The sequence below is a fragment of the Paenibacillus sp. BK033 genome, from assembly GCF_004345425.1.
Classification (GTDB): domain Bacteria; phylum Bacillota; class Bacilli; order Paenibacillales; family Paenibacillaceae; genus Pristimantibacillus.
Genome location: NZ_SLVP01000003.1, coordinates 286,430 through 311,981 on the forward strand (window position 1 = coordinate 286,430; position 25,552 = coordinate 311,981).

At 53.9% G+C, this 25,552-nt stretch carries 20 protein-coding genes; 6 read left to right on the forward strand and 14 right to left on the reverse strand.

Annotated elements, in window-relative coordinates:
* The first annotated feature begins 149 nt into the window (after positions 1-149).
* Positions 150-1,415, forward strand: a complete 1,266-nt coding sequence (locus EV294_RS13600) for an MFS transporter (RefSeq protein ID WP_132307583.1) — start codon at positions 150-152, stop codon at positions 1,413-1,415.
* Positions 1,416-1,479: 64 nt separating this feature from the next.
* Here EV294_RS13600 and EV294_RS13605 read toward each other — a convergent pair whose 3' ends face one another.
* Complete coding sequence (locus EV294_RS13605; protein WP_132307585.1) at positions 1,480-2,115, reverse strand: NAD(P)-dependent oxidoreductase; 636 nt, start codon at positions 2,113-2,115, stop codon at positions 1,480-1,482.
* A 27-nt stretch (positions 2,116-2,142) separates the two neighbouring features.
* Entirely contained in the window at positions 2,143-2,577 is a 435-nt protein-coding gene (locus tag EV294_RS13610; protein ID WP_132307587.1) for an Rrf2 family transcriptional regulator, read from the reverse strand.
* Between EV294_RS13610 and EV294_RS13615 the strand changes: the two genes are divergently transcribed.
* From EV294_RS13615 to EV294_RS13625, 3 genes are all read left to right on the forward strand, one after another.
* Positions 2,542-2,949, forward strand: a complete 408-nt coding sequence (locus tag EV294_RS13615) for a hypothetical protein (RefSeq protein ID WP_132307589.1) — start codon at positions 2,542-2,544, stop codon at positions 2,947-2,949. The two genes, EV294_RS13610 and EV294_RS13615, sit on opposite strands and share 36 nt — an antisense overlap.
* 323 nt (positions 2,950-3,272) lie before the next feature.
* Positions 3,273-4,010 carry an MBL fold metallo-hydrolase gene (locus EV294_RS13620; protein ID WP_132307591.1) on the forward strand — a complete coding sequence of 246 codons (738 nt, stop codon included), beginning with the start codon at positions 3,273-3,275 and terminating at the stop codon, positions 4,008-4,010.
* Between the two features lie 197 nt (positions 4,011-4,207).
* Positions 4,208-5,119 carry a sugar phosphate isomerase/epimerase gene (locus tag EV294_RS13625; RefSeq protein WP_132307593.1) on the forward strand — a complete coding sequence of 304 codons (912 nt, stop codon included), beginning with the start codon at positions 4,208-4,210 and terminating at the stop codon, positions 5,117-5,119.
* Positions 5,120-5,155: 36 nt separating this feature from the next.
* On the opposite strand, the gene EV294_RS13630 is transcribed toward EV294_RS13625, so the two are convergent.
* Positions 5,156-6,799 carry a hypothetical protein gene (locus tag EV294_RS13630; protein ID WP_132307595.1) on the reverse strand — a complete coding sequence of 548 codons (1,644 nt, stop codon included), beginning with the start codon at positions 6,797-6,799 and terminating at the stop codon, positions 5,156-5,158.
* A gap of 177 nt (positions 6,800-6,976) precedes the next feature.
* Here EV294_RS13630 and EV294_RS13635 point away from each other — a divergent pair, with 177 nt between their 5' ends.
* A complete protein-coding gene (locus EV294_RS13635; RefSeq protein ID WP_132307597.1) occupies positions 6,977-7,729 on the forward strand; it encodes a DeoR/GlpR family DNA-binding transcription regulator in 753 nt (250 codons plus the stop codon).
* A 45-nt stretch (positions 7,730-7,774) separates the two neighbouring features.
* Here EV294_RS13635 and EV294_RS13640 read toward each other — a convergent pair whose 3' ends face one another.
* Entirely contained in the window at positions 7,775-8,515 is a 741-nt protein-coding gene (locus EV294_RS13640; RefSeq protein WP_207918144.1) for an SDR family oxidoreductase, read from the reverse strand.
* 206 nt (positions 8,516-8,721) lie between these two features.
* On the opposite strand from EV294_RS13640, the gene EV294_RS13645 reads away from it, so the two are divergent.
* Positions 8,722-9,639: an AraC family transcriptional regulator gene (locus EV294_RS13645; RefSeq protein WP_132307601.1), complete on the forward strand. Its 918-nt coding sequence runs from the start codon at positions 8,722-8,724 to the stop codon at positions 9,637-9,639.
* A 43-nt stretch (positions 9,640-9,682) separates the two neighbouring features.
* On the opposite strand, the gene EV294_RS13650 is transcribed toward EV294_RS13645, so the two are convergent.
* From EV294_RS13650 to EV294_RS13695, 10 genes are all read right to left on the reverse strand, one after another.
* Positions 9,683-10,108: an SRPBCC family protein gene (locus EV294_RS13650; protein ID WP_132307603.1), complete on the reverse strand. Its 426-nt coding sequence runs from the start codon at positions 10,106-10,108 to the stop codon at positions 9,683-9,685.
* A gap of 18 nt (positions 10,109-10,126) precedes the next feature.
* Entirely contained in the window at positions 10,127-10,705 is a 579-nt protein-coding gene (locus tag EV294_RS13655; protein WP_243711659.1) for a TetR/AcrR family transcriptional regulator, read from the reverse strand.
* A gap of 222 nt (positions 10,706-10,927) precedes the next feature.
* Positions 10,928-12,475, reverse strand: coding sequence for an ABC transporter substrate-binding protein (locus EV294_RS13660; RefSeq protein ID WP_132307605.1), 1,548 nt, complete (start codon positions 12,473-12,475; stop codon positions 10,928-10,930).
* Between the two features lie 99 nt (positions 12,476-12,574).
* Positions 12,575-13,510 carry a carbohydrate ABC transporter permease gene (locus tag EV294_RS13665; RefSeq protein ID WP_132307607.1) on the reverse strand — a complete coding sequence of 312 codons (936 nt, stop codon included), beginning with the start codon at positions 13,508-13,510 and terminating at the stop codon, positions 12,575-12,577.
* Between the two features lie 11 nt (positions 13,511-13,521).
* On the reverse strand, positions 13,522-14,502 hold the full coding sequence (locus tag EV294_RS13670; protein WP_116394297.1) for an ABC transporter permease: 981 nt from the start codon (positions 14,500-14,502) through the stop codon (positions 13,522-13,524).
* 101 nt (positions 14,503-14,603) lie between these two features.
* Entirely contained in the window at positions 14,604-16,208 is a 1,605-nt protein-coding gene (locus tag EV294_RS13675) for a response regulator transcription factor (protein ID WP_132307609.1), read from the reverse strand.
* 2 nt (positions 16,209-16,210) lie between these two features.
* Positions 16,211-17,923 (reverse strand): sensor histidine kinase, encoded by a 1,713-nt coding sequence (locus tag EV294_RS13680; RefSeq protein ID WP_132307611.1) that lies wholly within the window; start codon positions 17,921-17,923, stop codon positions 16,211-16,213.
* Between the two features lie 215 nt (positions 17,924-18,138).
* A complete protein-coding gene (locus EV294_RS13685) occupies positions 18,139-20,148 on the reverse strand; it encodes a GxGYxYP domain-containing protein (RefSeq protein ID WP_132307613.1) in 2,010 nt (669 codons plus the stop codon).
* 30 nt (positions 20,149-20,178) lie between these two features.
* Entirely contained in the window at positions 20,179-22,359 is a 2,181-nt protein-coding gene (locus EV294_RS13690) for a DUF4350 domain-containing protein (RefSeq protein ID WP_207918145.1), read from the reverse strand.
* Positions 22,360-22,448: 89 nt separating this feature from the next.
* On the reverse strand, positions 22,449-25,448 hold the full coding sequence (locus tag EV294_RS13695) for an alpha-mannosidase (RefSeq protein WP_132307615.1): 3,000 nt from the start codon (positions 25,446-25,448) through the stop codon (positions 22,449-22,451).
* Positions 25,449-25,552: the final 104 nt, after the last annotated feature.

The following is a 25,552-nucleotide window of genomic DNA, read 5'->3' on the forward strand; positions in this document are numbered from 1 at the left end:
TACCCGTAACCGTACATATATTCGCTTTTTTCTCCCGATTTCCTTCCTGAAAATATTTCCCCAAGGCCCTATCAATGGTACAGTAAGAGACGATAGACGGACTTCACCGATTTAGAAAACTTAATTAGACGCATACCCAGGAGGATAACATGCAAACCGAACTAGAAGCCCGGCCGAAACGGTCCTTGTTCAGCAACTACACGCTGCTACTCGCCGTCGTATTTGGCGGCTTTCTCCTATTTGGCTTTTCGGAAAATATTAAAGGTCCCGCCATCCCGCGCATGCAGGCCGACTTCTCGCTGAACGAAGCGCAGATCGGCATGCTGCTTGCCCTAAATTCGCTCGGCTATTTGATCGCTTGCAGCTTTACGGGCTGGCTGGTGAAAAAAATCGGCATCAAGCTGACGACTCTAATCGCCTTTGGCTCGATGGTTGTATCCGGCTTCTGCCTGTACTTCTCTATGAGCTATTCCACGATGGTATTGTCCTACTTCTTCATGTATATCGGCAACGGATTGCTAGAGATCGCCCTTGCGATTCTGGCCGCGCAGATCTTTACCCGGAATACCGGCACGATGATGAATCTGGCCCATTTCTTCTATGGGCTAAGCTCCATTGTCGCCCCGCTTCTGGCTGCCAATCTGATGGGGATTCATTGGTTTGGCGCAAGCTCCGAGCTTGGCTGGAGGGGGATGTATTGCCTGGTGCTCTCGCTGACATTGCTGCCGATGATTCCCACGATCTTCGCCAAAGCACCCATGCAAGAAGCGAAGCAGGGCGAGCGTCTCTCGCTGCGGGAATATGTGCGGGATAAAGCCGCATGGCTTCTGGTGGGCGTCCTGTCCCTCGGCGTCGTATCCGAGATGTCGATCGGAAGCTGGCTCGTCAACTTTCTGGAGAAGGCCTACGGCTGGAGCAGCGATACGTCCGCGGCGATGCTGTCCGCCTTTTTCCTCTGTTTCACCTTTGCGCGGCTTGTTCTTGGACCGGTCACCGATAAAATCGGTTATACGATGTCTCTCATCGTGCTGTCGGCCTTCTCCGGTCTTTGCTCGATTGCCGCCGTTATTCTCGGGGAGCCCGGAGCTTTCCTGTTTGCTGCAGCGGGCATCGGCATTGCGCCGATCTACCCGACGGTGATGGCCCTGATTGCCAGGCGTTATTCGAAGGAAAGCGATACGGCCATTACGTTTACGGTTACTTTGATGGGCATTGCTACGGTTGCGGGGAATTATGTGATCGGGCTCATTATCGAGCTGTTCAAGGACGGGTTTGCGGAAGAGGCTCATCCGAAGGCGGGTCTCATTGCCGGCCTGCAAGCGGGTTATATTTTCATCGGGGCATGCGCCCTGTTGTGCTCGGTCATGTCGATTGCGCTTTACCGTCATTTGAAAAAACGCGGTGCCCTGCTGTGAGGAACGATAGGGTTAGACAAAAAAGAGGCTGCTCCCTTCTCCGGAGCAGCCTCTTCTTTGTTGCTTACTTTTCGGAAGCCACGGTAAAACGTTCTTTGACATGAGCAGCATTCTCGGCCTCATCCACAATGGCGATCGCAAAGTCCGCGTAGCTGACATAGCTATGGCCTTTCGAATTCACAAGCAGATGGTCTTTGCCTTGTATATAGGAGCCGGAACGTTGGCCTGCCGGATCAAAGAAAGCGGACGGGCTGACAAAGGTCCATTTCAGATCTGTCGATTGCTTCAGATCTTCAAGGTTTTGACCTTGATTCTTTGCCGTAGCGAGGAACATCTCGGGGAAATCAGGCGTGTTAAAGAGCTGAACCGTTTTGGCTTCGTCCACGTACAAGCTGCCTGCCCCGCCAATTACGATCAGGCGCGTATCCGTTCCGGACAAGGCATCGATCAACGCTTTGCCCGCCGTTACGTGCAGATGCTCATGGCCAAGCGGCGCGCCAAAAGCGTTCACGACGACGTCAAAGCCTTGCAAGTCCGCCGCTGTCAGGTCAAAAACTTCCTTCTCGATCACTTGAACGCCTTCCTCCGTTACCTTGGCGCGGTTCCGTACAACGGCCGTTACTTCATGTCCGCGGCTAAGCGCTTCTTTCACGATAAACTGACCTGCTTTGCCAGTAGCTCCTACAACTGCCATTTTCATATGAATAACCTCCTGAATTAAATGAACTTATTTGTTTTGATTCTTCCTGATCAGATCCGCGACCAGTTCCTCTAGGGTAATCTCCGAGAGAACGCTCTCCATGGCATGCTGCGCCTTCTTCAGCACAAGCTCCAGCACAACCTGTATGCTCGCTCCTACCGGACATTCGGGATTAGGCTCTTCATGAATATGAAAAAGCTGTCCCTCCTCAACGACGTCTACCGCCCGGAAAATATCCAGCAACGTAATCTCGCTCATTTCCTTGGTCAGAAAGGCACCGCCGGTTCCGGCCCGAACCTGTACGAGGCCAGCCTTTTTCAACTGTCCAAGCAGCCGGCGGATAATAACCGGGTTCGTGTTGACGCTGCCGGCAATCCATTCGGAAGTGTTATGAGCGTCCTTGGAAATCTCCAGCAGGGATAAAATATGGACCGCTATGGAGAAGCGGCTGCTGATTTTCATGTTTGTCACCTTCTTGGGGCTCCGATTGATGCTCAGGTTGTTTCAGTCCACTCGAAACAACACTCGCCGTTGGCCGTTTTAGAAAACAAGGCCCAGCACAAAACCGAACACAAAGCCAATATTGTTGTGACAATTGTAGTTACAACTGGGGTAGAAGTCAAGGACGCTCCGGTTGGGGCTCCGGTTGTTTCGGTTGATTGCTCCATGTCGTTTGTTCCTCGGATTAAATTTTTCAAGGGTTGGAACAAAACTACAAAGTCACACTCAACTCGAAACAACACTCCGCTGGCCGGGTTAAGAATCATTGGTCGTTGTAACAATAATAGTTACAACGAAAAGAAAAGTCAAGTGCCACCCACGGCAAGTGGTTGAATGATTTACGCTGTATTCAGTCCAGTAAAAATAACTATTTTGTCCTTCCGATCGCTTATTTGGCCCATTATACTGTATGCCATCCAATGCAGCGCTTCTATTGGCCCAAAAAGATTCGTTTTTACTGCATCAATTCCAATGTGTATCTCTAACAACATAACCTCATTTAATCCATTTATCGAAATCAGAATGAGGGTATTGACAAAAATATTTTTATGTGTTATAATAAAAAATTTGCTATTTACACTTATCCCAGGAGTCTGTAATATAGTCACATGACCTCGGCCGGGTCCCCTTCATTTTGTACGAGGAGAGTGACCTTCATGAAAGCCCAACTTGCCATGTTGTCCATAAGCGCCCCCGTGATGGGCGCAATCGACACCGTTCACCCGGTTCTTATATGGGACGATCAACATCAAATTTTGCTGGATACCGGTTATCCCGCCCAGCTCCCACAACTCCATGCCGCGATTGAAGCTGCTGGCGGCAGGCCAGGTAAGCTTACTCATATTATTCTTACCCACCAAGATATCGATCATATCGGCAACTTGCCGGAATTAACCTCCGGGGCCGGACTAGAAGTGTCGGCGCATCCGCTCGAGAAACCGTACATCCAAGGCGACAAAAGGCTTATCCGATTCACGGACGAGGCTATTGCCAGTATCGACAGGATGCCGGACTCCGTGCCCGAATCGTTCCGAAACGGTCTAAAACGCCTGATGCTGAATCCGCCAAGGGCAGCTGTCGACCGGGAAGTGAATGGCGGCGAGCTTCTTCCTCTAGCCGGAGGAATCACCGTTATTGATACCCCGGGCCACACGCCGGGACATATCAGTCTTTATCACGAGCCCTCCCGCACTCTAATTGCCGGTGATGCTCTTATGGTAAGAGACGGCGAGTTATATGGAGCCGACCCTGCTACCACACTAGATCCGTCGACCGCCCAAGCTTCCCTCGCCGGACTGCTTGACTTTGATATTCAGACCGTAATCTGTTACCATGGCGGATTATACAACCGGCGGGTTATGGAGCGCCTTGCCGAGCTTGCGGCGCAAAAATAAGGATGAAACATGGCTGACCGTCACAGGTCAGTCTTTTTTTTCACTCCTCAAAAGGATCTGTATCGCTTGATGGAGAATAATTCCAGAAACAAAAAGAAAGGATGTCCCGAAATGTCATACAAACCTTCGTTTCTGGAGATGCTTTTGTCGCTCCTCCTTCTCATACTCGGTTTCGGCAGATAAAGGGCAATACGCTTATGAATCCTCGCTTCCTTATCGGACAGTATGGGCAATTCGACTACAACAAATATAACCGGGATTTTCGGGACGATTTTTACGGCATTGAAGCTTGCCTGTTCCGGAGCGAGCAAGATATTGAGAATCTGATCCGGGAATCTCATGCAACAGGCTTCAGGATTGGGATTCATTTTCCGCTTCGGGCGGGGATATCCCCTCTCAGGGATGCGCTGTTTATCGCGAAGGATAATAACGCAAGATCGGATGCTTACTCCATAGCCGAGCAAGAGCTTGCTTATATCCATTCGCGAATGCAGCCGGACTATGTTCTCTTTCATTACCCAAAGCCCGTTATTCTTGATGATCGAACGGATTGGACGAGCTGGCGATTCGACAACCGGACGGAATACGAATTCGAAAGCGCTTATGCCTTCAACCAATTTCGGAAATATAGCGATGCTTTGTTTGAATGGTTGTCCCTTATGCGCGCCAAGTACGGTTTTACGCCTGTCTTAGAGCTTGATGCCCTGAACCGTTACGTCTATGAGGACGACTATTTGCAGCGCAAGCTGGAGGAGTATCGCGGCATCAAGCTTTGTCTCGATACGGCAAGGCTGTACATCCAGGATCGGGTCGATCCGCGTTTCAATTCCGAGACCGTCCTTCGCCAATATGCCGGATATGCCGCAACCGTTCATTTGTCCAACGTACAGATCGTCGGAGGGCGAATAATCCAGAGCCGTATTCCGGTTCATCCAAGTCAGCGGCCAAGCGAAGGCTGGGCTCCCATTGAACGGTATTTACGGATTATTTCCGGCAAGAATCCGGATTTCAAAATCATGTTCGAGCATCGCTCGGAGCATGCATCCGACGAGCAGCTCAAGGAGTGCTACCGCTGGGTAAGCCAGCTGATCCAGAAAAGAGGCGAGTGAAGCTCCGTGAGGAGTCCACTCGCCTCTAAATATTTATTAGCGGAAATCATTCATCTCTTCCCGGTTTAGTCTCGCGACCGATTGACCCGGGCCAGCGACTATCAGCTCAAGCAGATCCTGCTGGCTGATACCGGTGTACGCAAGCTTGCCGCCAAGCCGGGAGGCTTGCCGCAAAGTAAAGTCTACCCCGTCCATCCGTTCCGCGAAAGCGGGCAGGCTTTCGATTGCGAGCTTTTCCGCTTCTTGCCGCCCCAATATTTCTACCGCTACCGCAGCGGGCTCTCCTTGCAAACGAACCACATTGTATTCCTCAAGCTCCTCGAAGGTATAACGCCCATGCAGCAAAATGGAAACAAAGCCGTTTTGCACCTGGCCGAACAAGCCGGTTTCCTTCGTTATCCAAGCACCTTTCGGAAGAACGCCGATGATCTCCTGCTGTTCGGCCTGCTCCGGGATAGGGAATAACGTCAGAATCCGGTTCTTGTCATACAATACCTCCGCGTATTCGCTCTGGTGCCGGGGATCGCCCTCTCTCCAGCCATCTCCCGGATGGAAGAAGTAAAGCTGGTTTACGCTAGCCTCTCCCGTAACCGGGAACGAGACCATCCAACGGATCTGCTCGTTATCAAACTCTTTTACCCGCTCCCACATGCCGCCGGCCGCATAGTCCTTCGTCACATACGCATAGGAATGAAGCGGAATTTCTTCCCCGGTATCCATCTTGGTCATTTGTTTTGCGACCACCTCGGGCTGGCTGCGCTCCAGCGCTCTCCGCAGAGCATCCTCCGGAGCCGGGTAACAGAGAAAGCCTGCATACTCTGTACGAGGCATACGATCCTCGCGCGGAAAATCTCCAAATTGCACATAATCATGCAAAACGTTGCGGTCAGCGGGCGCATCGTGCGGCCATCCCCGGGAATGGGCGCCAACCCAGGCACCCTTCAGGTAAAATAACGCTCTCTCCCGCCATAGGTAATCGAGAAGCTCGGCAAGCCGCTGCTTTAACGCCGGCTCCGCCGTCAGCTCCCACGCGCAGGTAAACGCCTGAACCCAATGCCAGAACCATGGCAAAGCCCCGTATTCGGGCATCCCTTGGGTTGTTACCCGCCCGATGGTACGCTTCAGGGAAGCGATACCGTCTTCCAGCAGCTCTTGATCCTCATACCAATGCCCAAAAATCAACTTAGCCGCCGTATATTTTGCCTCATGGTGATTAAACAGCTGCAGGGGCTTTCTATAGAAGCCTCCTTCATAAATATGACGGAGCGCACGCTCGAAGCCATCGCTTAATTCCGCACCCATATGTTGTCCGTATCGGGTATAGAAATAAACCATCAAGCTGCCCATCAGCTCAACCGGGAGCTCATGGGCTTTCGCCTCCTCCGGCGAAGGGTTCAAATTCAGCGGAAAATGGCCATAGAGCGGCGCTGCCGGGTCCTGCTGCTGAAGCTGAAGCACCCGGGCGAGCACGCCTTCCGCTTTCTTTTTCGCTTCGGACGAATTGTCCAATAAGGGCTGAATCTCTTCGTCCAACGCTGCCGCAAATAAGTAGGAGGCATAATAGAAGTTATCCCGAATATCGTGATGGAACCATAATCCTCCGGCAAGCATAGGCAAGCTCTGCGCGGTTAAGGCTACGGCCCGAATTATCTCTTTTTGGCGCTGCTGTTGTCCGTTCATCGTTTTACTCCTCCCCATCTGCCTGCAAAGTTCATTTATGTTTATTTTAGTTCATTTATTAGAAATAATCATTAATAAAATTGTATATGAACCCATTTAAACATTGCGCCGCTATGGACGGGAAGACAGGCTACGTTTAAAATAATGACAATACCAATGAGAACGGATGAACAGGAAATGAACCATTTACGCCGATACGAGAGTATTATGGAGGTTCTGCTGACGCAGAGGGAAGTAACGGTTGCGGAGCTCAGCGAGCGGCTGAGCGTAACAGGCAAGACGATCCGGGAGGATCTGACGAAGCTGGAGGAGCAGGGGCTGGTCAAACGGGTTCACGGCGGCGCCGTGCTGGCAAACAGCGATCAATTCGGCATTCTGCCCGTAAAGGAGCCGATTGCGAAGCATGCCGACGAGAAAACCGACATCGCGGATACGGCGATGAGGTTCATCTCCGGCAATGACATCATTGCGCTGGACGGCGGCAGCACAACCCTTGAAATCGCGAAGCGGCTGAGCGATTTTCCGGTAACCGTCATTACCAACGATGTGTATATCATCAGCGAGCTGGCGGGAAAAGAAAACGTCCGTCTCGTCGTCCCCGGCGGGTACCGCGTCCGCAACGTTCTAGCAGGTCCGGAGGCGGTCGCTTACGTCCGCAGCCTTAACATTAATAAAGCGTTTATTTCCGCCACCGGCGTACATCTCGAGCATGGCTTGTCCGTGTATACCGGCGACTTGATTGACTTCAAGCAGGCGCTAATGTCGACCGCCCGCGAATGCTACGGGGTCGCCGACCACCATAAATTCGGCCACAGCGCGCTCCGCACGTTTGCGAGGTTATCCGAGCTGACGGCTCTCCTAACCGATAAAGGCCTCCCTGAAGATACGGCTGCCGCATTCCGCGCGGCGGGGGTCCGGTTGGAAAATTAAAAAATCGCCAGCAGCCTGATCCAAGCAGGCGCTGGCGATTTGCTATTAGTTGAAGCCGCCGTTCACGCGAAGCGTTTGCCCGGTAATCCAGCGGGCTTTATCGCTGACGAGGAGTTCAACGGCATTGGCGATATCGTTAGGCTCTCCAAGACGCCCGAACGCGTTCATGCGGCGGAACGAATCCACTAGCTCCTCGGATTTACCGTTCAGGAACAGCTCCGTCGATACCTGACCGGGTGCGATGCAGTTAATAATAATATCTTTTGGCCCGAATTCCTTCGCCAGTTGACGGGTTAACTGCTCGACAGCCCCTTTGGTAGCGGCGTAGACGCTGTAAGTCGGAAGCATCGCGCCGGATACGGAGGTTGAGAAATTAATAATCGTCCCGCCGCCTGCCATATGCTTCATCGCTTGCTGACAGGCGAAGTACGTCCCTTTCACATTAATCATGAACTGCCGGTCGAACATTTCCTCCGTTACGCTCGCAATCGGCGCGAGGTCCATAATCCCTCCGTTATTCACGAGAATATCCACGCGTCCGAACCGTTCAAGCGTCTCCGAGAACAATCCCTCCACATCGCTGACCTTACCGATATCTCCGCGGATGGCAGCAGCTTCACCGCCCGCTTGCTCGATTAATTGAACAACCTCCATTGCTTTCTCTTGATTAGAGGAGTAATTGACAACAACCTTCGCGCCGGCTTCGCCGAGCTGAATGGCGATTTGACGTCCTATTCCTCTTGAAGAACCGGTGACAATAGCGACTTTTCCTTGAAGACTCATCATTCATTCGCTCCTTTATGTTTTGGATATTTAATGGTGTGGCTACAACATTGATTATAGGGAATACAAGGGGAAAACCGTTAGAACAGAACCGTTCGTTCCTTGCCTATTTCTCTTCGCGGTTGAAAGATAAGCTTAGTATAGTGAAACTCGCGCAATTATATTTTAAAATAAACATAACCACTATCTCGGAAAGGAATGCATAAGCCATGGACGAAACCTTGCGAATGGAGCACGCTTTGCGGCAGCTAGCGGATTTGATCCTGCGCCATGCTCCGTCAAGCGGTACGTTTTCTACACCCGTCCCCAACCTGTCATTGATGAATGCCGCGCATATGTCGGAGCCTTTGGAATCCGTATATAAGCCCTCCCTCTGTCTTGTGGCGCAAGGCGCGAAGACGGCCACTTTGGGAGACGAGACTTACCGGTACGACCCGATGACTTTTGTCGTTATTGCCGCGGAACTGCCGATTATAAGCAAAATCGTGGAAGCTTCGCCCGGGGTTCCGTATTTAAGCCTGAAGCTAAGCTTCGACCCCGACGTCATTCTCGATATCGTAAAAGAAAGCAGCCGCGTCTCCGACGCCCCCGCGGAAGCCTCACCCGGCATAACGATGAACCGCACGTCGCCGGGCTTGCTCGAAGCGGCCGTCAGGCTTGTTCAGCTGCTGGATGCGCCGGAGGACATTCCGGTTCTCGCTCCGCTTATCGTACGCGAGATCCTGTACCGCGTGCTCCAAAGCGAGCATGGCTCGCTGATCCGCTCCTTTGCCATGGCTGGCAGCCATTCGCATAACATTGCGCAAGCGATTCGGATGATTAACCGGCAATACGCGGAGCCGCTTGTCATCGATCAGCTGGCTAGGGAAGCAAGCCTTAGCACTTCGGCTTTTCATAAGCATTTCAAGCGCGTAACGTCGATGAGCCCGCTGCAATACCAGAAAACGCTGCGCCTGCAGGAAGCGAGACGCTTAATGCTGACGGAAACGGTGCATGCTTCCGAAGCCGCCTTCCGCGTAGGCTACGAAAGCCCATCCCAATTCAGCCGCGAATACGCCCGGATGTATGGGCGGCCGCCGATGCTTGATATACAAGAGCAACGTGCTTCAGCAATAACAGGGCCATGACGATCGATCGTCATGACCCTGTTATTTTTGGGGATAATAGTATTTAGTGTGCTCTCGTTTGCTTCAGCATCTCGCTCAGCACTTCTTCCCAATGCAGCTTCATTTGCTCCCGCGTAGCCGCATGGTCCAGGTTTTCCTGATGGAAGCTGACCGTCGTTTTCTCCGGATGGCTGGAGATGAGCCGGATTTGCAAGGTCGAAGGCTTCTCCCAGCCTGGCTTTGCCCACTTCAGGCGCAGCTGCTGCCGAGGCTTCACAACTCTAAACTCTCCCCGGATCCCTTCGGCGCTATGAAACGTCTCGCCTGCCGCAATCGTTAAATTGTCAACGCTGCCGATCCACAGCCTCAAGCCTTCGGCCGAAGCAAGAAAGGACCAGGCTCGCTCAGGAGAGATAGGCAGCGTCCTACGAACCCCGATCTGAAAACCGGCCGAAGCCGTCCGGCCAACGATTTTTTCGGAATGTCCCATTCCTCATCCTCCTCGAATTTATCGGCTTAAAGCGCGTACGAACAGATCAGCGCTGGATTCCGCGAATTGCTCTCTCGTAACTTTAGTAACAGCCTCGGCTGTATACAAGCTTGAGATAAAAGCCCCGTAATGCATCCACATAAACGTGATGGCTTGCGTTTCCGCATCCGTGTCGATCATTTTGTGTTGTCTTTGCATTTCCTTGAAATAATCCGTCAGAAGCTCGAGCAAAATCCGGGGATGCTTCTGCGCTTCCTGCCTGATGCCAGCCAAATCATTGTCCGCCAGAACAATAAGAAACAGCTTGCGGTTGCGTCCCATCACCTTATGATACATTTCGCTTATAAGCAGCAGGTCTGCCCGCATATCCCATACCACTTCTTCTTGAAAAATACGGGTCATTTCCATCGAATAATGAAAATGCTCAACAGCCTTTTCGAGCAGATTCAGCTTATTGGCGAAGTTCCGGAACAACGTCATCTCGCTAACGCCCGCCGCCGCCGCAATCTCCTTGGTGGATACGCCTTTATACCCTTTCTCCGCCATCAAATCAATTGCGGCCTGCATGAGTTTTACCTTATTGTCCAAACCAATCACCCTTACCCGACTGTATGTTAGTACTCACTAACATTTGTGATAAGAATAATCTCTTTGGAAAGAGATGTCAACATTAGGTCCGGCGATCGCCGCAAAAAAAGCCGTTGCTCCTACCGCTCGAGGCAGCAGGGGCAACGGTTTTTTTGTGCTTGCAATGCGTACACACCGGATAAGCTTCGGCGGACTGGGCTGCGCGTCCGCTGCCCGGAGTGACTTGCGTTCTTATTCGCCCTTCGCAGCCAGAAAGGCGTCGAACTGCTTCTGCTTCTCGGCGATGACCTTCTCGACGCCGGCGGATTTCAGCGCCGCGATATATTCGGGCAAGACCTTGTCGGTGTCTACCGAGCCGGTCTCCAGAGCTTTCTGGTACTGCTTGATGACGTTCGCGAGCGCGCCGACCTCCGCCTTTACGGAATCGCTGTTGAAGACAAAACCGAGACCAGGCGAAGGTTTGGCTCCCTCGTTGAACGCCTTGAACTGCTCCCACTTGTCGGGTGCTTCGGTGTTCCACACATGGTTGAGGAACTGGTTGCCGAGTTCCCAAGCGACGCCTGGGGCGTATTGGCCGGATTTATCGGTAGGCGTCATGACGTCGCCGCTGAGCGTATAGTGAACGCCTTCGATGCCGAAGTTCAGCAGGTTGACGATATCCTTGTCGGTGTGAAGCAGGTTAATGAACATCATGGCCCGTTCAGGGTTCTTGGACGTCGTCGAGATCGCCAGCATGGCACCCGCCGTCTCGGAGGTAGAGACCGTTTTACCTGTCAAATAGATTTGATCCAGCTTCCCTCCGATACCGGCTGCATTGGCGATTTCCGCCGCTTTGCCGGGCTTGAGCGGCTCGATCGTCGAGAAGACGTTGCCGCCCTTATAGGCATCGCCGCTCGAGAGCTGCGTGGTCGCGGCGTCCTTGTTGATATAACCTTTCTGGAAGAAGTCGCGGGCGAGCTTCAGATAACGCTTGTAAATATCGAAGTCCTCCATCATCTTGACCGTCGTGTCGCTGTCTTCCTTAGAGATGACGCCGGGAATCGTGCCGTCGCCTAAGGAGTCGAATTCGGTCAGCTGCCCGAACGAACCGCCTTGCATATAGAGAGGAGTCATGTCCGGCTTCTTTTCCTTCACCACCTTGTAGATGGCGTCCAGATCCTCCGCCGTCTTCACCGTGCTCATGTCAAGGCCCAGCTCATCGGCAATATCTTTGCGGTAGACGACTCCGCCTGCGAACGCGAGCTCCTTGTTCGTCGGTATGCCGTAGTTTTTACCGTTGATTTTGGAGCCCTCGAGGAACGATGGATCAAGCGAGCTGACAATCCCTTGGCCGTATTTGCTCAGCAGATCGCCGAGCTCCTTATAGGCGCCTTTGGCGACATTCTTCGAATAGCCGTTCCACTGCGCCGTGAATAGAATGTCTACCGGCTCGCGGGAGGCAATCATCAGGTTCACCTTGTCGTCCCATGCCCCCCAGTCGATCGGAGCGATGTCGATGGTGGCGTTGATTTTCTCCGTCAAAATTTTGTTCAGAGCATCCTCCACCATCGCCTCGTCCGCCTGAGGCGGCCCTTCGTACACGAGCTTCAGCTTGTAGGGCTTTAGATCGGCCGGCGCGTCCGCGCCGTCATTCGCCGCCGCGCTGGCTCCGGCGTTGCTGGCAGACGCTTCATTGCCGCCGGAAGCGGATGGCTGGTTTTTGCTGCAGGCGGACATGAAGAGGGCGATAACGAGCAGGAGCAGGACTACCAGCGAAATTGTTTTTTTCGTCTGCTTCATAAACAGATGGACCTCCCAATAGTCGATTGTATGCTTAACCGGATTGCCGGTTACAGCCTAATGCAAGGCAGATGTTCCGGTGGGATAACGGTGAATGGATCAGCCCTTCACCGCACCGACCGTCAAGCCGCGGACGAAATATTTCTGAAAGAACGGGTAAGCGAACACGATCGGGCCGATACCAACCACGACGAGGGCCATCCGCACGGTTTCGCTGGGAAAGTTGAACATGCCGCCCGCCCTGGCAATCTCGGCCGCAGCCGTCGGATTGCTGGAGAGGTACTGAATATTCGCAAGCATTTTATAGAGCAGATATTGAACCGAGATGTTGTGGTCGTTGGTGATGAAGACGAGGCTTAGAAACCAGTCGTTCCAATACGTCAGCGTCTGGAAGAGCGCCACCGTCGCAAGCACCGGCATGGAGAGCGGAAGGACGATGCGGATGAAGATCCGCAGCTCGCCGGCTCCGTCGATCTTCGCCGACTCCAGTACCGCCGCGGGAATGGTCTCCTTGAAAAATGTCCTTACGATCAGTACCCAGAAGGAGGACACCAAAAGCGGCATAATGAGCGCCCAGAGCGTATCCTTCAGGTTCAGCATCTGCACGTAGACGAGATACCAGGGAACAAGCCCCCCGGAGAAGAGCATCGTAAAGAAGACGAAGAAGGTGAAGAATCGGGCATGGGGAAATTGGCTGCGCGATATCGGGTAGGCGTAAAGCGCGATGATCAGCATGCTGAGCACCGTGCCGACGATCGTAACCGTAATCGAGATTCCGTAGGAATACGCGATCTGTCCTATGTCCTTGTACAGGAAGGCATAGGCGGCCAGATTGAACTTCTCCGGGATGAACCGGTAGCCGTGCGTCAGGACGGACCTCTCGTCGGAAAACGATACCGAAAGCAGCAGCAGCAGCGGGATGACGCATAGGGCGGAATAGAGGATGAAGAAGATATTGATGCCGCTTGAAGCTGCGGCGGACAACCGGTTTTTCGGATTTGAGCCCGCAGTGTTTTTGTCGGAGATGGCAGCCATCCGGTTCCCTCCTAGAATAGGGCGTTGTCGCTGTTGATGCGGCGAACGACCCAGTTGGATAGAAAGACGAGCGTGAAGCCTACAACGGATTGGAACAGCCCGGCGGCAGACGAGAGGCCGATGTCGCCGACGGTGAGAAACGTACGGTAGACGTAGGTGTCGATGACGTTAGTCACGGGGAACAAAGTGCCGGATTCCCGCGGAACCTGGAAGAACAGTCCGAAGTCGGCGTTGAATATCCGGCCGATTTGCAGCAGGGTCATGATGGTGATAACCGGCATAATGAGAGGGATCGTGATACTCGTCATCTGCTGCCATTTGCTGGCTCCGTCGATCGTCGCCGCCTCGTAATATTCGTCGTCGATGCCGATAATCGCCGCCATGTAAACGACCGTATAGTAGCCCATGCTCTTCCATGTATTGATGAGCGGCAGGACGAACGGCCATACCTCCTTCGTGAAGTACCAGCGGACCGAGTCGAGACCGAGGGCGGGCAGAAGCGTGCCGTTCAGATAGCCGTGCTCATCGCTCATGAAGCCGTATACCAGGTAAGCGATGACCGTCATCGAGAGGAAGTACGGCAGGAACATGATCGTCTGATGCAGCTTGGACAGAAAACGGTTCTTCATCTCGTTCAACATAAGGGCGAAAGCCAGCGGGAAAATCAGATTAAGCACGATGAACGCTGAATTGTACAGCAGCGTGTTGCGGATGATGATGTACGAGTCGCTGGATTGAAACAGAAATTTGAAGTTGGTAAGGCCCGCCCAGGGGCTGTTCAGAATACCGATATCGAACCGGACCGACTTGAATGCGATTACAATACCGAGCATAGGGATGTAATTGTTGAAAATGAGCAGCAGCACCCCGGGAAGCAGCATCAAATAGAACATCCAATAGTTTCGGATCAGGTAGGTGAGCGTCCTTTTCCGCGTTCCTTTCCGCGTCTTGGCTCCCGTCGCTTGCAGCGGGGCCGCTTCCGCATTGGCCATGTTAGGTCCTCCTTGTCTATCGACTATGGCTATAATCGTACACAAAAAAAGACGCCGCACTCTAGCGGCGTCGTTACCACCTTATTGCTCCGGTGACATTTTTACCGAATATTCTGGTATTTCTTGCGGTAATCTTGCGGCGTCATTCCTGTCGATCGCTTGAACTGCTTGGAGAAGTGGGAGAAGCTCGCATATCCGACGGATATCGCGATATCGCTGATTTTATGGTTCGTCAGCTTGAGCTCGGATATGGATCTTAGCATGCGCCGATCAACCATGTAGTCGGTAAGCGACTTTCCCGTCTCTTTGCGGAACAGCCGCGACAGATAGGCGGGGTTCAAATAGACATGCCTCGCGATCTCCTCCCGGTTCAGGTCGTGCTGCAGATTGTCTTCGATGTACGTCTGTACCTTGGCGATCGTATTCGACACGTCCTTTCCCTGTTTAACCAGGCAGTCCGATGCTTTGGCGGCAAACTGGATCGTCCATGTCTTCATGGCGCCGAGCGACTTCATCGCGTGCTCGCCGCTGTGCCATTCCTCGTCTGCATACACCGTTTCCACGGGTACGGAGCGCCGCTGCAGCACCTGGAAAACCGTGTGGACAAGCCCGAAATAGTAGCTGACCATATAGGCATGGCCGACCTGGTCGAGCTGGAGACGGTCGAACAGATCCTCGATGTGGCGCTTCAGCTCGCATGTCTTGCCCTGCTCGATGAGGGCCGACCAGTCCTGCAAATTAGGCTGGGCGGTAATTGATTTCTTCTCCCGCTTAAAGTCTGATAGACGGAATACCCGGCCGGTCTGGCAGACATTGGAGCGCTCCAGCTCTCCGAGGCTTTGAGCCCCGAGGCGCAGCGAAGCGACGGGAGCTGCCTCGCCAATGTAGCAGGAGACGACGGCGTACAGGTATTCCGAGCATTTGCGGATATATTCCGTGCACCGCTCCTCAAGGGTACTCTCGTCTTCCTCCGAAGGCTCGTAGAGGAGGGCGAAGAGTATGCCGCCTGCGTCTTGAATAACATGGCCAGAGCGGTCTCTCAGCAAGATGTCCGCCGCCGCGTTCTTCAGCGCGTAGGTCATAATCTCTTCGTCGCGCGCGTTCCATTCCTGCGTCCACTGCTCCACGCTGATCAGGAGCGGCTGTACGCGCTTGCCGATATCAAGCGGAATGCCATACAGCTCGAATAGCGGCTCGAGCTTGTCCGCGGAGGCCGGGATGCGCAGTCCCAGCACGTCCTGCCACAGGCGCTCGACGAGCAGCGGAAGCTGGCGGTTCCACTGGTCGAAATAGTAGGCGTACGTCTTGAGATACGCCTCTTCCTGCTGACGCAGGCGGACCGCTTCGATGGCTTTCTCCACGCAGCTCTTCAGCACGTCATGATCAACCGGCTTGAGCAGATAATCGAAGCTGCCGAGCTGGACGGCCTGCTGGGCGAAATTGAAGTTGGCGTGGCCGGTAAGGAAAATAGTCTCTGTTTGAGGCGAAGTCTCGTTAACCCAGGTGAGCAGATGGATGCCATTCTCCTGCGGGATGTCGATGTCGGAGATCAGGACGTGAATGGGGTACCCCCTGAACACCTGCCGCGCCTCCTCGGCATCGTAAGCGGTAAAAATATTCGCCAAGGGGAGGGACGACCAGTCGATCCCCTCGACAATACCTCGGATGGCTATATCCTCGTCGTCCACTACAAGCAGATTGTACATCGTCATTCTCCTTTCGGTTCCGGAAGCTCGGGCGGCTCTGTCGAAACCGGCAGTCTGATCGTGACGGCCGCTCCGCCTTCGTCTGTATTTCGGAAATCGATACGCGCGGCACCGTCGTACCGCAGCTTGAGCCGTTGGATGACGTTGGCAATGCCGAGCCGACTCGAATCCGCGGAAGGGAGTCCTTGTCCCTCGTTTAGCCGCTGCAGCACCTCCTCGGGAAAACCGTCACCGTTGTCCTCCACGGTAATCTGCATAAAAGGCCCGTCCTCCTTCTCGAGCAGCTCGCCGCGGACCCTGATCTCAAAAGGCTTGCGTTGATTGACGAAGCCGTGGATGATCGCATTTTCCACGAACGGTTGGATCGACAGGGCAGGCATCGGACTGCCCTTCATGTTGTCAGGAATGTCATAGACGCAGCCAAGCTTGCGCGGGAAACGGAACTTCTGAATCTCAAGATAGTTCGCGATATGCTTCAGCTCCTCCTCAAGAGTAATCAGCTCCCGGTTGGTCCGCATGATGAAGCGGAAATAATCGCCTAGATGGAGCGCCATCTTTTTCACCGAATCGGTATCCTTGAGTGCCGCGAAATTATAAATGATGTTCAGGCTGTTCATATAAAAATGCGGGTTGATCTGCGCCTGCAGCTGCTTCAGCTCGATCTTCTGGGCCCTTAGCTGCTCCTCGTACATCCCGATTCGCAGGCTCTTGATCTGCTCCGCCATATTATTGAAGGTGTTCGCGAGAAAGACGAATTCCAGCGTGTTGTTCGTCCGAAGCCGAACGTCGAGCATGCCGAGCGAAATTTTCTTCATGCCGCCGATCAGCTGCTGCAGGGGTTTGAACAGCGTGCGCCGGATGAAGAAGAGGTAGAGAGAGAAGATGAAGATGACGCCAACCGCCATCGCATACGTCAGCAATTGGAAATAGGGAAGACCTTGCAAAATATAACTCTCGGGAATAAGGATGCTGGTCGTCATGTCGGCCACCTCGCTGGGCCGGTTCATCATCAGGTACCGCTTGCCGGTCTCCTGGTCCTTCACGAACCGGTACGGCGCGTTCTCGCGAATCAGGTCTGTCCGATTCAATTGTACATGGCTGTCCGCTCCCTGCCCACCCAGACGGGTGCCGTCCGAGCGGTAGATGGCGGCTTCTCCGATATCGCCGTGCGACCATTGGATCGACAGCTGGTTGGCGATCTCCGACATGCGGATAATCGCGCCGACGTACAGTCCGGTATCAGGGACCTCGCTTACCTGCACGAGAAAATTGCCGCCCTCGATTCTCGGGTCGTACCACAGCAGCCAGCGGCCCGGCGTACTCTCGTCCACGATACGCCGGACGTTATCATTTAAGACGTTCTGGAGGATGCCGTACTGGTTCTGGGAGCTGGTGCTCAGGATGAGTTCGTTGGAGTTAAAGAGAAAAATGGTGTCAATCACATTGTATAAGCCGATGTCGCGGTTGATTTTAAGCTGGATGCGAACCTTGGTCAGAACGTAGTTGTCGCTGCCCGGAGGGAAGGAATTGAGCACGCCTACGTCGGTATCGTAGACGCCAAGCTTGTTTAAATAGTTCGTAATGTCGTTCAGCGTCCGGTCCGTATGGTCGGCGAAGATATCCAGCGTGTTCCGGTAGGTCTCGGTAACCTTGTCGCGGACGACGTTTTTCGCGTATAGATTATTGCCGACGAAGAACAGCACGCCGGGGATCATAACGACGAAAAAGCTGATGATCAGCTGGGTCTTAATCGATAGCTTCAGTAAGCCTCTCCTCCTGCCCGGAAAGATATGTTCAGTCTATCAAGCGAAAGCGTTTTCAGCAAGGTGGCATTAGGCCTGTACCTACTCGCCCTTAGACCCTCCTTAACATCCTTATAAAAAAGACAGCCAAGCACCCCAAAGGTGCATGGCTGTCTCTATGGATTTTTTCAAGGCGTCACCGGAAGACCCTTGCTCTCCCTCATCAGCTCGAAGTACACATCCGGGCGGACGAATACAACGTCAGGGTTATCCTTGTATAGATTCATTGCATTCACGAAGTTCTGATAGCTCACCTGCCAAGGATTGGCCTGAATGGAGACAAAAGAAGGCGACTTGCCGTCCCATTTCTTGAGACCGTCGGCAATGCCGTTAGTTAAGTCGCTCTCGGCGCTGCCGTAGGCGACGTTTAACTCCTGCCCCGGCAGCGAGTTACCGTAGACTCCGATGGTACCAGTGCCGAATTGCGAAGTGAAACCGAGCAGCGACGGGGCATGCTTGGCGAGTTTTTCCCCAACCTCCGGCTTAATCTCGCCCTTTACGTAGTTCCACACCGTCAGAACGTTTAGTCCCGCCTGCTTCATGTAATCGTTCGTACGTTCGATAAAGCGGTCGAGTCCGTCTTCCTTCTCCCAGAAGTTCGGGTACGTGTAACCCACGCCGGACGGGCCGGAAACAAAAGCATCGTTAGGCGTAGCGTTTTTGTACAAATAATCGAGCAGGCCCGGCATCGTATCGACCATCAGCGGCGAGATCGTCCATCCTAGCGGCACTTCCCCGCGGTTTGGCGTATTCCACACGTTCCAGAAGGCATGCTCCATGTACTGCAGGTTGTCCCCGTCACTCAAAATAAACGAGACATACACTTTGTTCTCGAGCTTCGGCTTCTCCGGCGCCTTCGGCATCGCAATCTTCCGCGAGGTACCGCTAAGCACGCTAAGGTTCGAGGAGAAGTCACTGGCCACCGTCGCAAGTCCGTAATCCGACGTCTTCTTGACGCCCATCCCTTCATCCGGCCACCAGCCGAGATAGAGCCCCGTCCCGTAAGGCATATCCTGCAGAAACTTATCCAGCAGCGATGACTCGCCCTCATCCGCCGGGTTCAGCCACACCACCGCGGCATCCATTCCCATTGCATAATCGCGAAGATAGGATTGGATCCCTGGATCCAGACCCACAATCGCTTTATGCGTGGTCTGCTTCCAATAGCGGTCGTACAAATAACCGTAGACCTCCAGCTTGGAGCCGAATTTGCCGCGCAGGTCCTCTAGGATCGGCAGATTATACGGTTCGCTTGTCAGCTTATCCACGAGGGATGGCGGAGCAACAATGGCGTTTTTTAACCCTGCAATCGTGGTTGCCAGATTGATCGTATCCGGCTGCTGGTCATCGTAGACGATGAGCCCCTTCAGTTCGGACCGGTATTTGTTCAGCAGCTCCCAGTTATCCTTCACCTCGGCATATTTCAGCCCCAAGTCATCCAGCAGGGCGGTACCGGTAGAGCCCCGGACATTGTCCGTATACGAATAGATGCGAGGCTTCGTCTGATTCACGATGCCTTTCAAAGAGGTGAACAATAAATTCTCGTCTTTGCGGAGAGGCCAGAATACGCCAACATCAAACAGCTTCAGCGTGGATTTGCCGGTCCATAACACCTTGAATTCCAGCTCATGCCCTTCTCCCGGCGCGTTAAAAGAAAGCTCAAAGCTTTGCGACGCGTTCGGCAGCCGGAAATCCCAGTTGCGGACTTCCATCGAAGTGAGAACGGCATCCGCCGTCTGGTCCCGAACCTCAAGCGTAGCGACAACGCCGTCCTCATCGGCAAAATTGTCGACCTGCATATTAAACGCAGCTTTTATTTCTCCCGCCGGTATTTCCTTGCGTCCCGTCACGTCCAACATCGCCTTGTCCGCAGCGTCACTTCCCGCTTCCGCCACCCAGCCGTCTCCATCCGCTTTGCCGATCTCATGCCCAAACTCTTCGTTCTCCGCCTGATAGTAATAGCTGTCCGTCGTATAAATGAGATCCAGTGTTTTGGCCGGGGTCTGGAACGTCGGCAAAGCCTGCTTGCTTGGCCAACTGACCCCTTCCTTCTTCTCCGGCCATGCCAGATACGAGGCTACGGCAGCGACGAGGATAACGGCCAGGGAAATGCTAATGATTTTACCTTTGCCCTTCACTCGATCTTCCTCCCTCTTATAAATAGCCCGTTACCAAATCACCTTCACCGACACGCCGGCCGGGTCATTCTCGTAACGGAAAAGCACCGTCGAGCTGCCTTCATCCCACTTGAACTCCAGCGGCATCCGGATTGATGTACCTGCCGCGCTGAACGCTACGGTCTTCGGCTTGCGCGGGCATTGAAATCTGGCGGACGCTTGAATGCCTTCAGGACCGTAAGCCGTAAAGCCAAAGCCGTCATCGTTTTCTTCCACACGGTCGATACGGGAAGCGGCCGCGATCAGCTGTACGCCGTCCCCCGCTTTGCTTATGTCATAGAGCAGCGCTTGCTCGCCTGCCTTAACCGTGACCTCATCGACTACGGGAAGATTAGCATCCAGCAGATCGACCAGCTTGCCGTTGATTCGGTAAGGCTCGTCGCTCACGGACTCATCCAGCACGGCCGCAATAAGGTAAGGGCCTCTGCGCAGCGCCATGCCGTTCTTTTTCTCCCAGCGGATAGAGTCCTCAGCTTTTGTAATCGCGGAGGCCACTGTCTGTCTCAGCTGCTCGCCCGCTTCCGGAAGGGTCGCGCATTGCGACGGATGAAGAGCCAAGTAAGCCAGGCAGCCTTTGCCCACCGCATATTCTCCCGGCGCCAGAGAGGTCGCAAGGCCAAGGCTTGCAAATAGATGCTCCATCGGATTAGCGAATTTCTTGCTGCCCTGATTCCACCATTCGCGGACGGCGTGGAAGTCGTCGCTGCCGTCGCCGACATAGATCAACGTGCCGCCTTCCTTCACCCATTCCGCCAGCGCATTGTGCAGACCGGACGATTCCGGCTTCATATATTCATAGCTGAGCACCAGGACGCGGTAATCGTCCAGGTAGCCCGGGAATCTTCCGGCATTGTCGAGCTGAACCGGCCGGACGGCTGCGCCATGCTTGAGGAGCGGTAGCGCAAGGCCGTAAAACGGCGACCAGTCCAGCAGCTCCATAAACGCGCTGCCAAGCGCCGACGCAACCTCCGTGCCATCGTATTTGAAGGAAGTAGCTTCCTCGCTCCAATCCGGGTGATTACGCTGATACATCGCCGAATCGGCGAGCAGCAGACCTACCTGCAGGCTGTCCGTCAGCCATTCCGCATCCAGCCCATCCATGGTGCCAAGCACGTTTAACACCGTTTGCAGCTCCGTTGCGTAAGCGGCCGGAATTCTCTCCTTGCCGTTCCCGCCTTCTCTTGGGTATTGCCCCAGATAGATCCTTCTCGGCCAAGGGCATACCTCGTATCGGCTCACATGCGGATGCAGCAGGGATGCGACCAGCGTGCGGATATAATTGCTGCGGTAGTCCTTCCACGTATGCTTCGGATCGTCGGCAATCGGGTCATGCAGGAACCACATTCTGCGGTCGGTGCCGCGGACAAGCTCCTGCATAATGCCGTATTCCAGGTAGGCCGTCTCAAACGTACGCTCCTTGCGGACACCGTTGTAGACGTTTGGCGTTTGCGCCGTTCCCGTCCATACCTGCGCGATATAGCCGTCCACTCCCGGCAGCTCAAGCAGCTTGGATTCCGGGCTGACGATCCGCCATTGCGTATAGTTGATAAGGCTATGCGTCGGCACGTAAAAGCGAATCCGGCGGCCGTACTTCTGCATCGCATATTCCTTGAGGGTGCTGCAAATCCGGTCAAGCGTGCGGGTATACAGATAAGCCTTCAGCTTCGAAGCGCGGTACTGCGCGTCTACCGAAGCATGCGGAGCCTGCCAGGGCTCTCGGTAATAGATCTCCCATTCGCGCTTGAACGCATCCGAATAACCGCCCTCCACCCAGAACTCCGGCTCCTCCAGGTGAATCGCCTCTACGCCGGCGTCTACGGCGATTCGGATCCGTTCGGTCAGAAAATCGGCGTAAGCGATCGTAGGAACCATATAAGGGATATCCACGGAGGTGCCGTGAATGATATTTTCGTATTTTCGGTTTTTCTGCGCTTCGTCCCAATGCGGCCGGCCGTCGACCTTGCCGTTCAGATAGTCCTGATAACCGCCCCAGGATACGCCCGTCATGAGATGAACCACATAGCCTTTTTCCTTCCATGTCCGGATCCGTTCCTGAAAATCCCCGTGAATGCCATAGACCATTACAAAGTCTGTCTGCAAATCATAGGACGGATGATAGGGTCCACCCTCCTGAAAGCCTGTTAACTCTTCCTGCCGATTCTTTCTGATCATGACTGCGACATCCTCCTCTATCCATCAGCTAATGGCATAAAATAAAACAGGAGGGGCTTTACGCCTTCCCCCCTGATCACCTATTCCTATTAAAGCTTCACGCGAAGCGTCTTGATCTCGAACGGTTGGAACGTCAGCTTCGCTCCAGCCTCTCCTATCGTGTTTTCCATCAGATCCACTTCCTCGACGAGCGAGACCGGAATCCCGAAACCAACCGCTGTTTCCGCAAAAGTACCGGACGTTTCGTACAGACGGATGATCAGATCGTCCGAGTCCTCGGCTTTCTTCACCGCTTCGATCATGACATGCGGATGATTCAACTGAACCAGAGAGGCAAACGGAGCCGTACGTCCTGCGGCCGAAGGCGCCCCGGAAGGCTCGGCCACCGTCAGCGGCGTATTCAGCTCATACCCTTTGCGGTATACCTCCGCCTGGATAAAATCACCGCGGTGCGGATAAACCGCATAAACAAATTGATGCACGGCACGGTCGGCCATCGGATCCGGATAGCTTGGGCTGCGAAGCAGATTGATGTCCAGCACGTTCCGTTCCGCGCTGTAACCGTATTTACTGTCGCTGAGAAGGGCTACGCCATAGTCCGGCTGCGACAGGTCGATATATTGATGCGCGCATATTTCGTCGCGGACGAATTCGATCATCGTGTTTCTTGTTGTCGGACGCTTCAGATAGCCAAATTGAATCTCGCAGTTCACATGGTCGGACATGACCTGAACCGGGAAGGAGACGCGAAGCATCTTCTCCGATTCCTTCCAATCCGCCTTCGATTCGAACCTTACGGTCGTTGCTTCTTCATCCAGCACAATCCGCTGTAGCAGCGTGGATTCGCCAAAGCCGTAATGCTGCTCCAGCACCGCCTGGCCCTTCTCAACCGAGAAGGAGCTTTCTTCAAGCCTCATGAAGCCGGCCACCGTCTCCCGGTAATCCCGAGGGAAATCCCAGGCATCGCCTCTGTCGTGATACACGGTCAGCACGTTGGCCTTCTGGCCAGGCATAATCGCTTCTCTGCCTGCAGATTTATCGTAAATGGACTCGATACTTCCGTCCTGTCCAAAGCGAATGCGCAGATTCTTGTTCTCAAGAAGCTGCTCGCCTGCGCTCAGCCCGGATTGTTCCGTCTGCTCCTGACGAAGCTCCGCCTCTGCAAGAGACGCAAAGCCCATTGCCGGCACTTTAACGGCATAACGGCTGCCCTTATGCTCGACAACCTCCTCGCGTTCCCACGGCAAAGAGTTAAAGACAACGGCCTGACTATCACGGGCTCCCGCGAGCTCCGCCACTCTGGCATAGGTTTGCGCAATGAGCTCCAGCGTGCGGCCGTGCATCGCGGCATAACGCTCCAGCGATTCTTCAAAGACGCGAGTAATCGAAGAGCCCGGCAAAATATCATGGAACTGGTAGAGCAGCGTTTCCTTCCAAATGGCTTCAAGCTCCTCGGACGGGTAAGCATTCTCTCCCATTGCGAGCAATAGGGAGGCCGCAAATTCAAGCTCGCGGAGCGATTTCTCCATCTTGCGGTTATACCATTTGTTACGGGCCTGAGAGGTCAGCGTCCCCTGGTGCTTCTCCAGGTACAGCTCTCCGCGGTACGTCTGGAAGCGTGATCTCTCCTCCTCAAGCTTACGGAAGAAAGACAAGGAAAACTCTTGAACAACCGGCGGCAGTCCAAGCAGATTATGTTCGCGCGATAGCCGTTCCAGATGCTCCTCGCCCGGTCCCCCGCCGCCGTCGCCGATCCCGAACAGCATCAAGGCATACTCGGATACGTTGCGGTCGAGATAGCTGTTCTCGATCTTGGCGAGCGATCTTGGCGCGCCCGGGCTGTTGTACGTATCCTCCGGCGGAAGATGCGCCAGCACCTTGCTTCCGTCAATACCCTCCCATTCAAAGCTATGATGCGGATGCGTGTTGTACACGTTCCAAGACAATTTCTGGGTCATCATATAATCGACGCCCGACTTTCTTAGCAGCTGAGGCAAGCTGGCTGCATAGCCAAATACGTCCGGCAGCCACAGCACCTTCATCTCCTGGCCGAATTCCTGCTGGAAGAACCGTTTGCCGTACAGGATCTGACGAACCAATGCCTCGCCGCCGGAAATATTCGTATCCGGCTCAACCCACATCGCTCCCTGCACTTCCCAGCGTCCTTCCTCAATACGCTGCTTGATCCGGTCGTAGAGCTTCGGATAATACTCTTTCATCCATTGATAGAGCTGCGGCTGGCTTGCGCCAAATACGTAATCCGGGTATTTCTCCATATTCGTAAGAACGGTAGAGAAAGTCCGTGCGCCTTTGCGGATCGTTTCGCGGATTGGCCACAGCCACGCAAGGTCGATATGCGCATGCCCAATCGCACTGACCGTCACAACGGGATCGCCGCCTTTTTTGGCTAGCTCCTTGGCCAGAATTTCTCTCGCCTCCTGAGCCGTCTCTTCATTAATCACTTGCAGCTTATGCGCCGCGTCATAGAGGCTTTGAATCAAGCGTTCTCTTCTGGCACCGTTCTCCGGCGTATGCTCGGCGAGCTCGAGAAGCACTTCGTAATCGAAATACAGCTGCCGGATTTCCTCGTGACAGATCGCGATATCGGCTTCCTTCAAGGTGCCGCTTCGATATTTGCCAAACAGGTCATTGCAGCCGGCATCCGCCCACAGATCAATCCGCTCGCCCGCGGCTTCATACCCGAGATCAACGACGCGTTTGCCCGGCAGTCCAAGGCTGAAATCGAATTCGGAGTTGATGTTAGTCAGCCCTTGCATCGGCGAGCCTTCCTTATCGACAAGGCACAACTCACCGTTGACGTCGATTAACATTACGGCCTTTTTCCCGCTAAGAGACTCAGGCACAACTCCTTCAAACCGGAACCAGGCGCAATCCCACAGGTTGCCCCATTTCGCGCCGGGCGTAAGCTCGACAAGCTCTCCGGAGGTCCGCTCCGCGTAAGACACCGGCTCCTTCGTTACCCAGGCGGTTACTTTCAGCGCGGAGACAGGTTGGTAGATGGCTTCGCGTATGCGAGGAAGGAGCTCCTTCGCTTTCTGCAGCTTGATTCGTTTCGTTTCGTATGGCATAAAGTCACTCCTGTGAAAAAAAGAGGACTGATTAACAGTCCTGTGGCCGGAAGGATTGGATTAACTGGCTATGAGCACTAGGGGAAAAGGGTATCCTCTTCCGG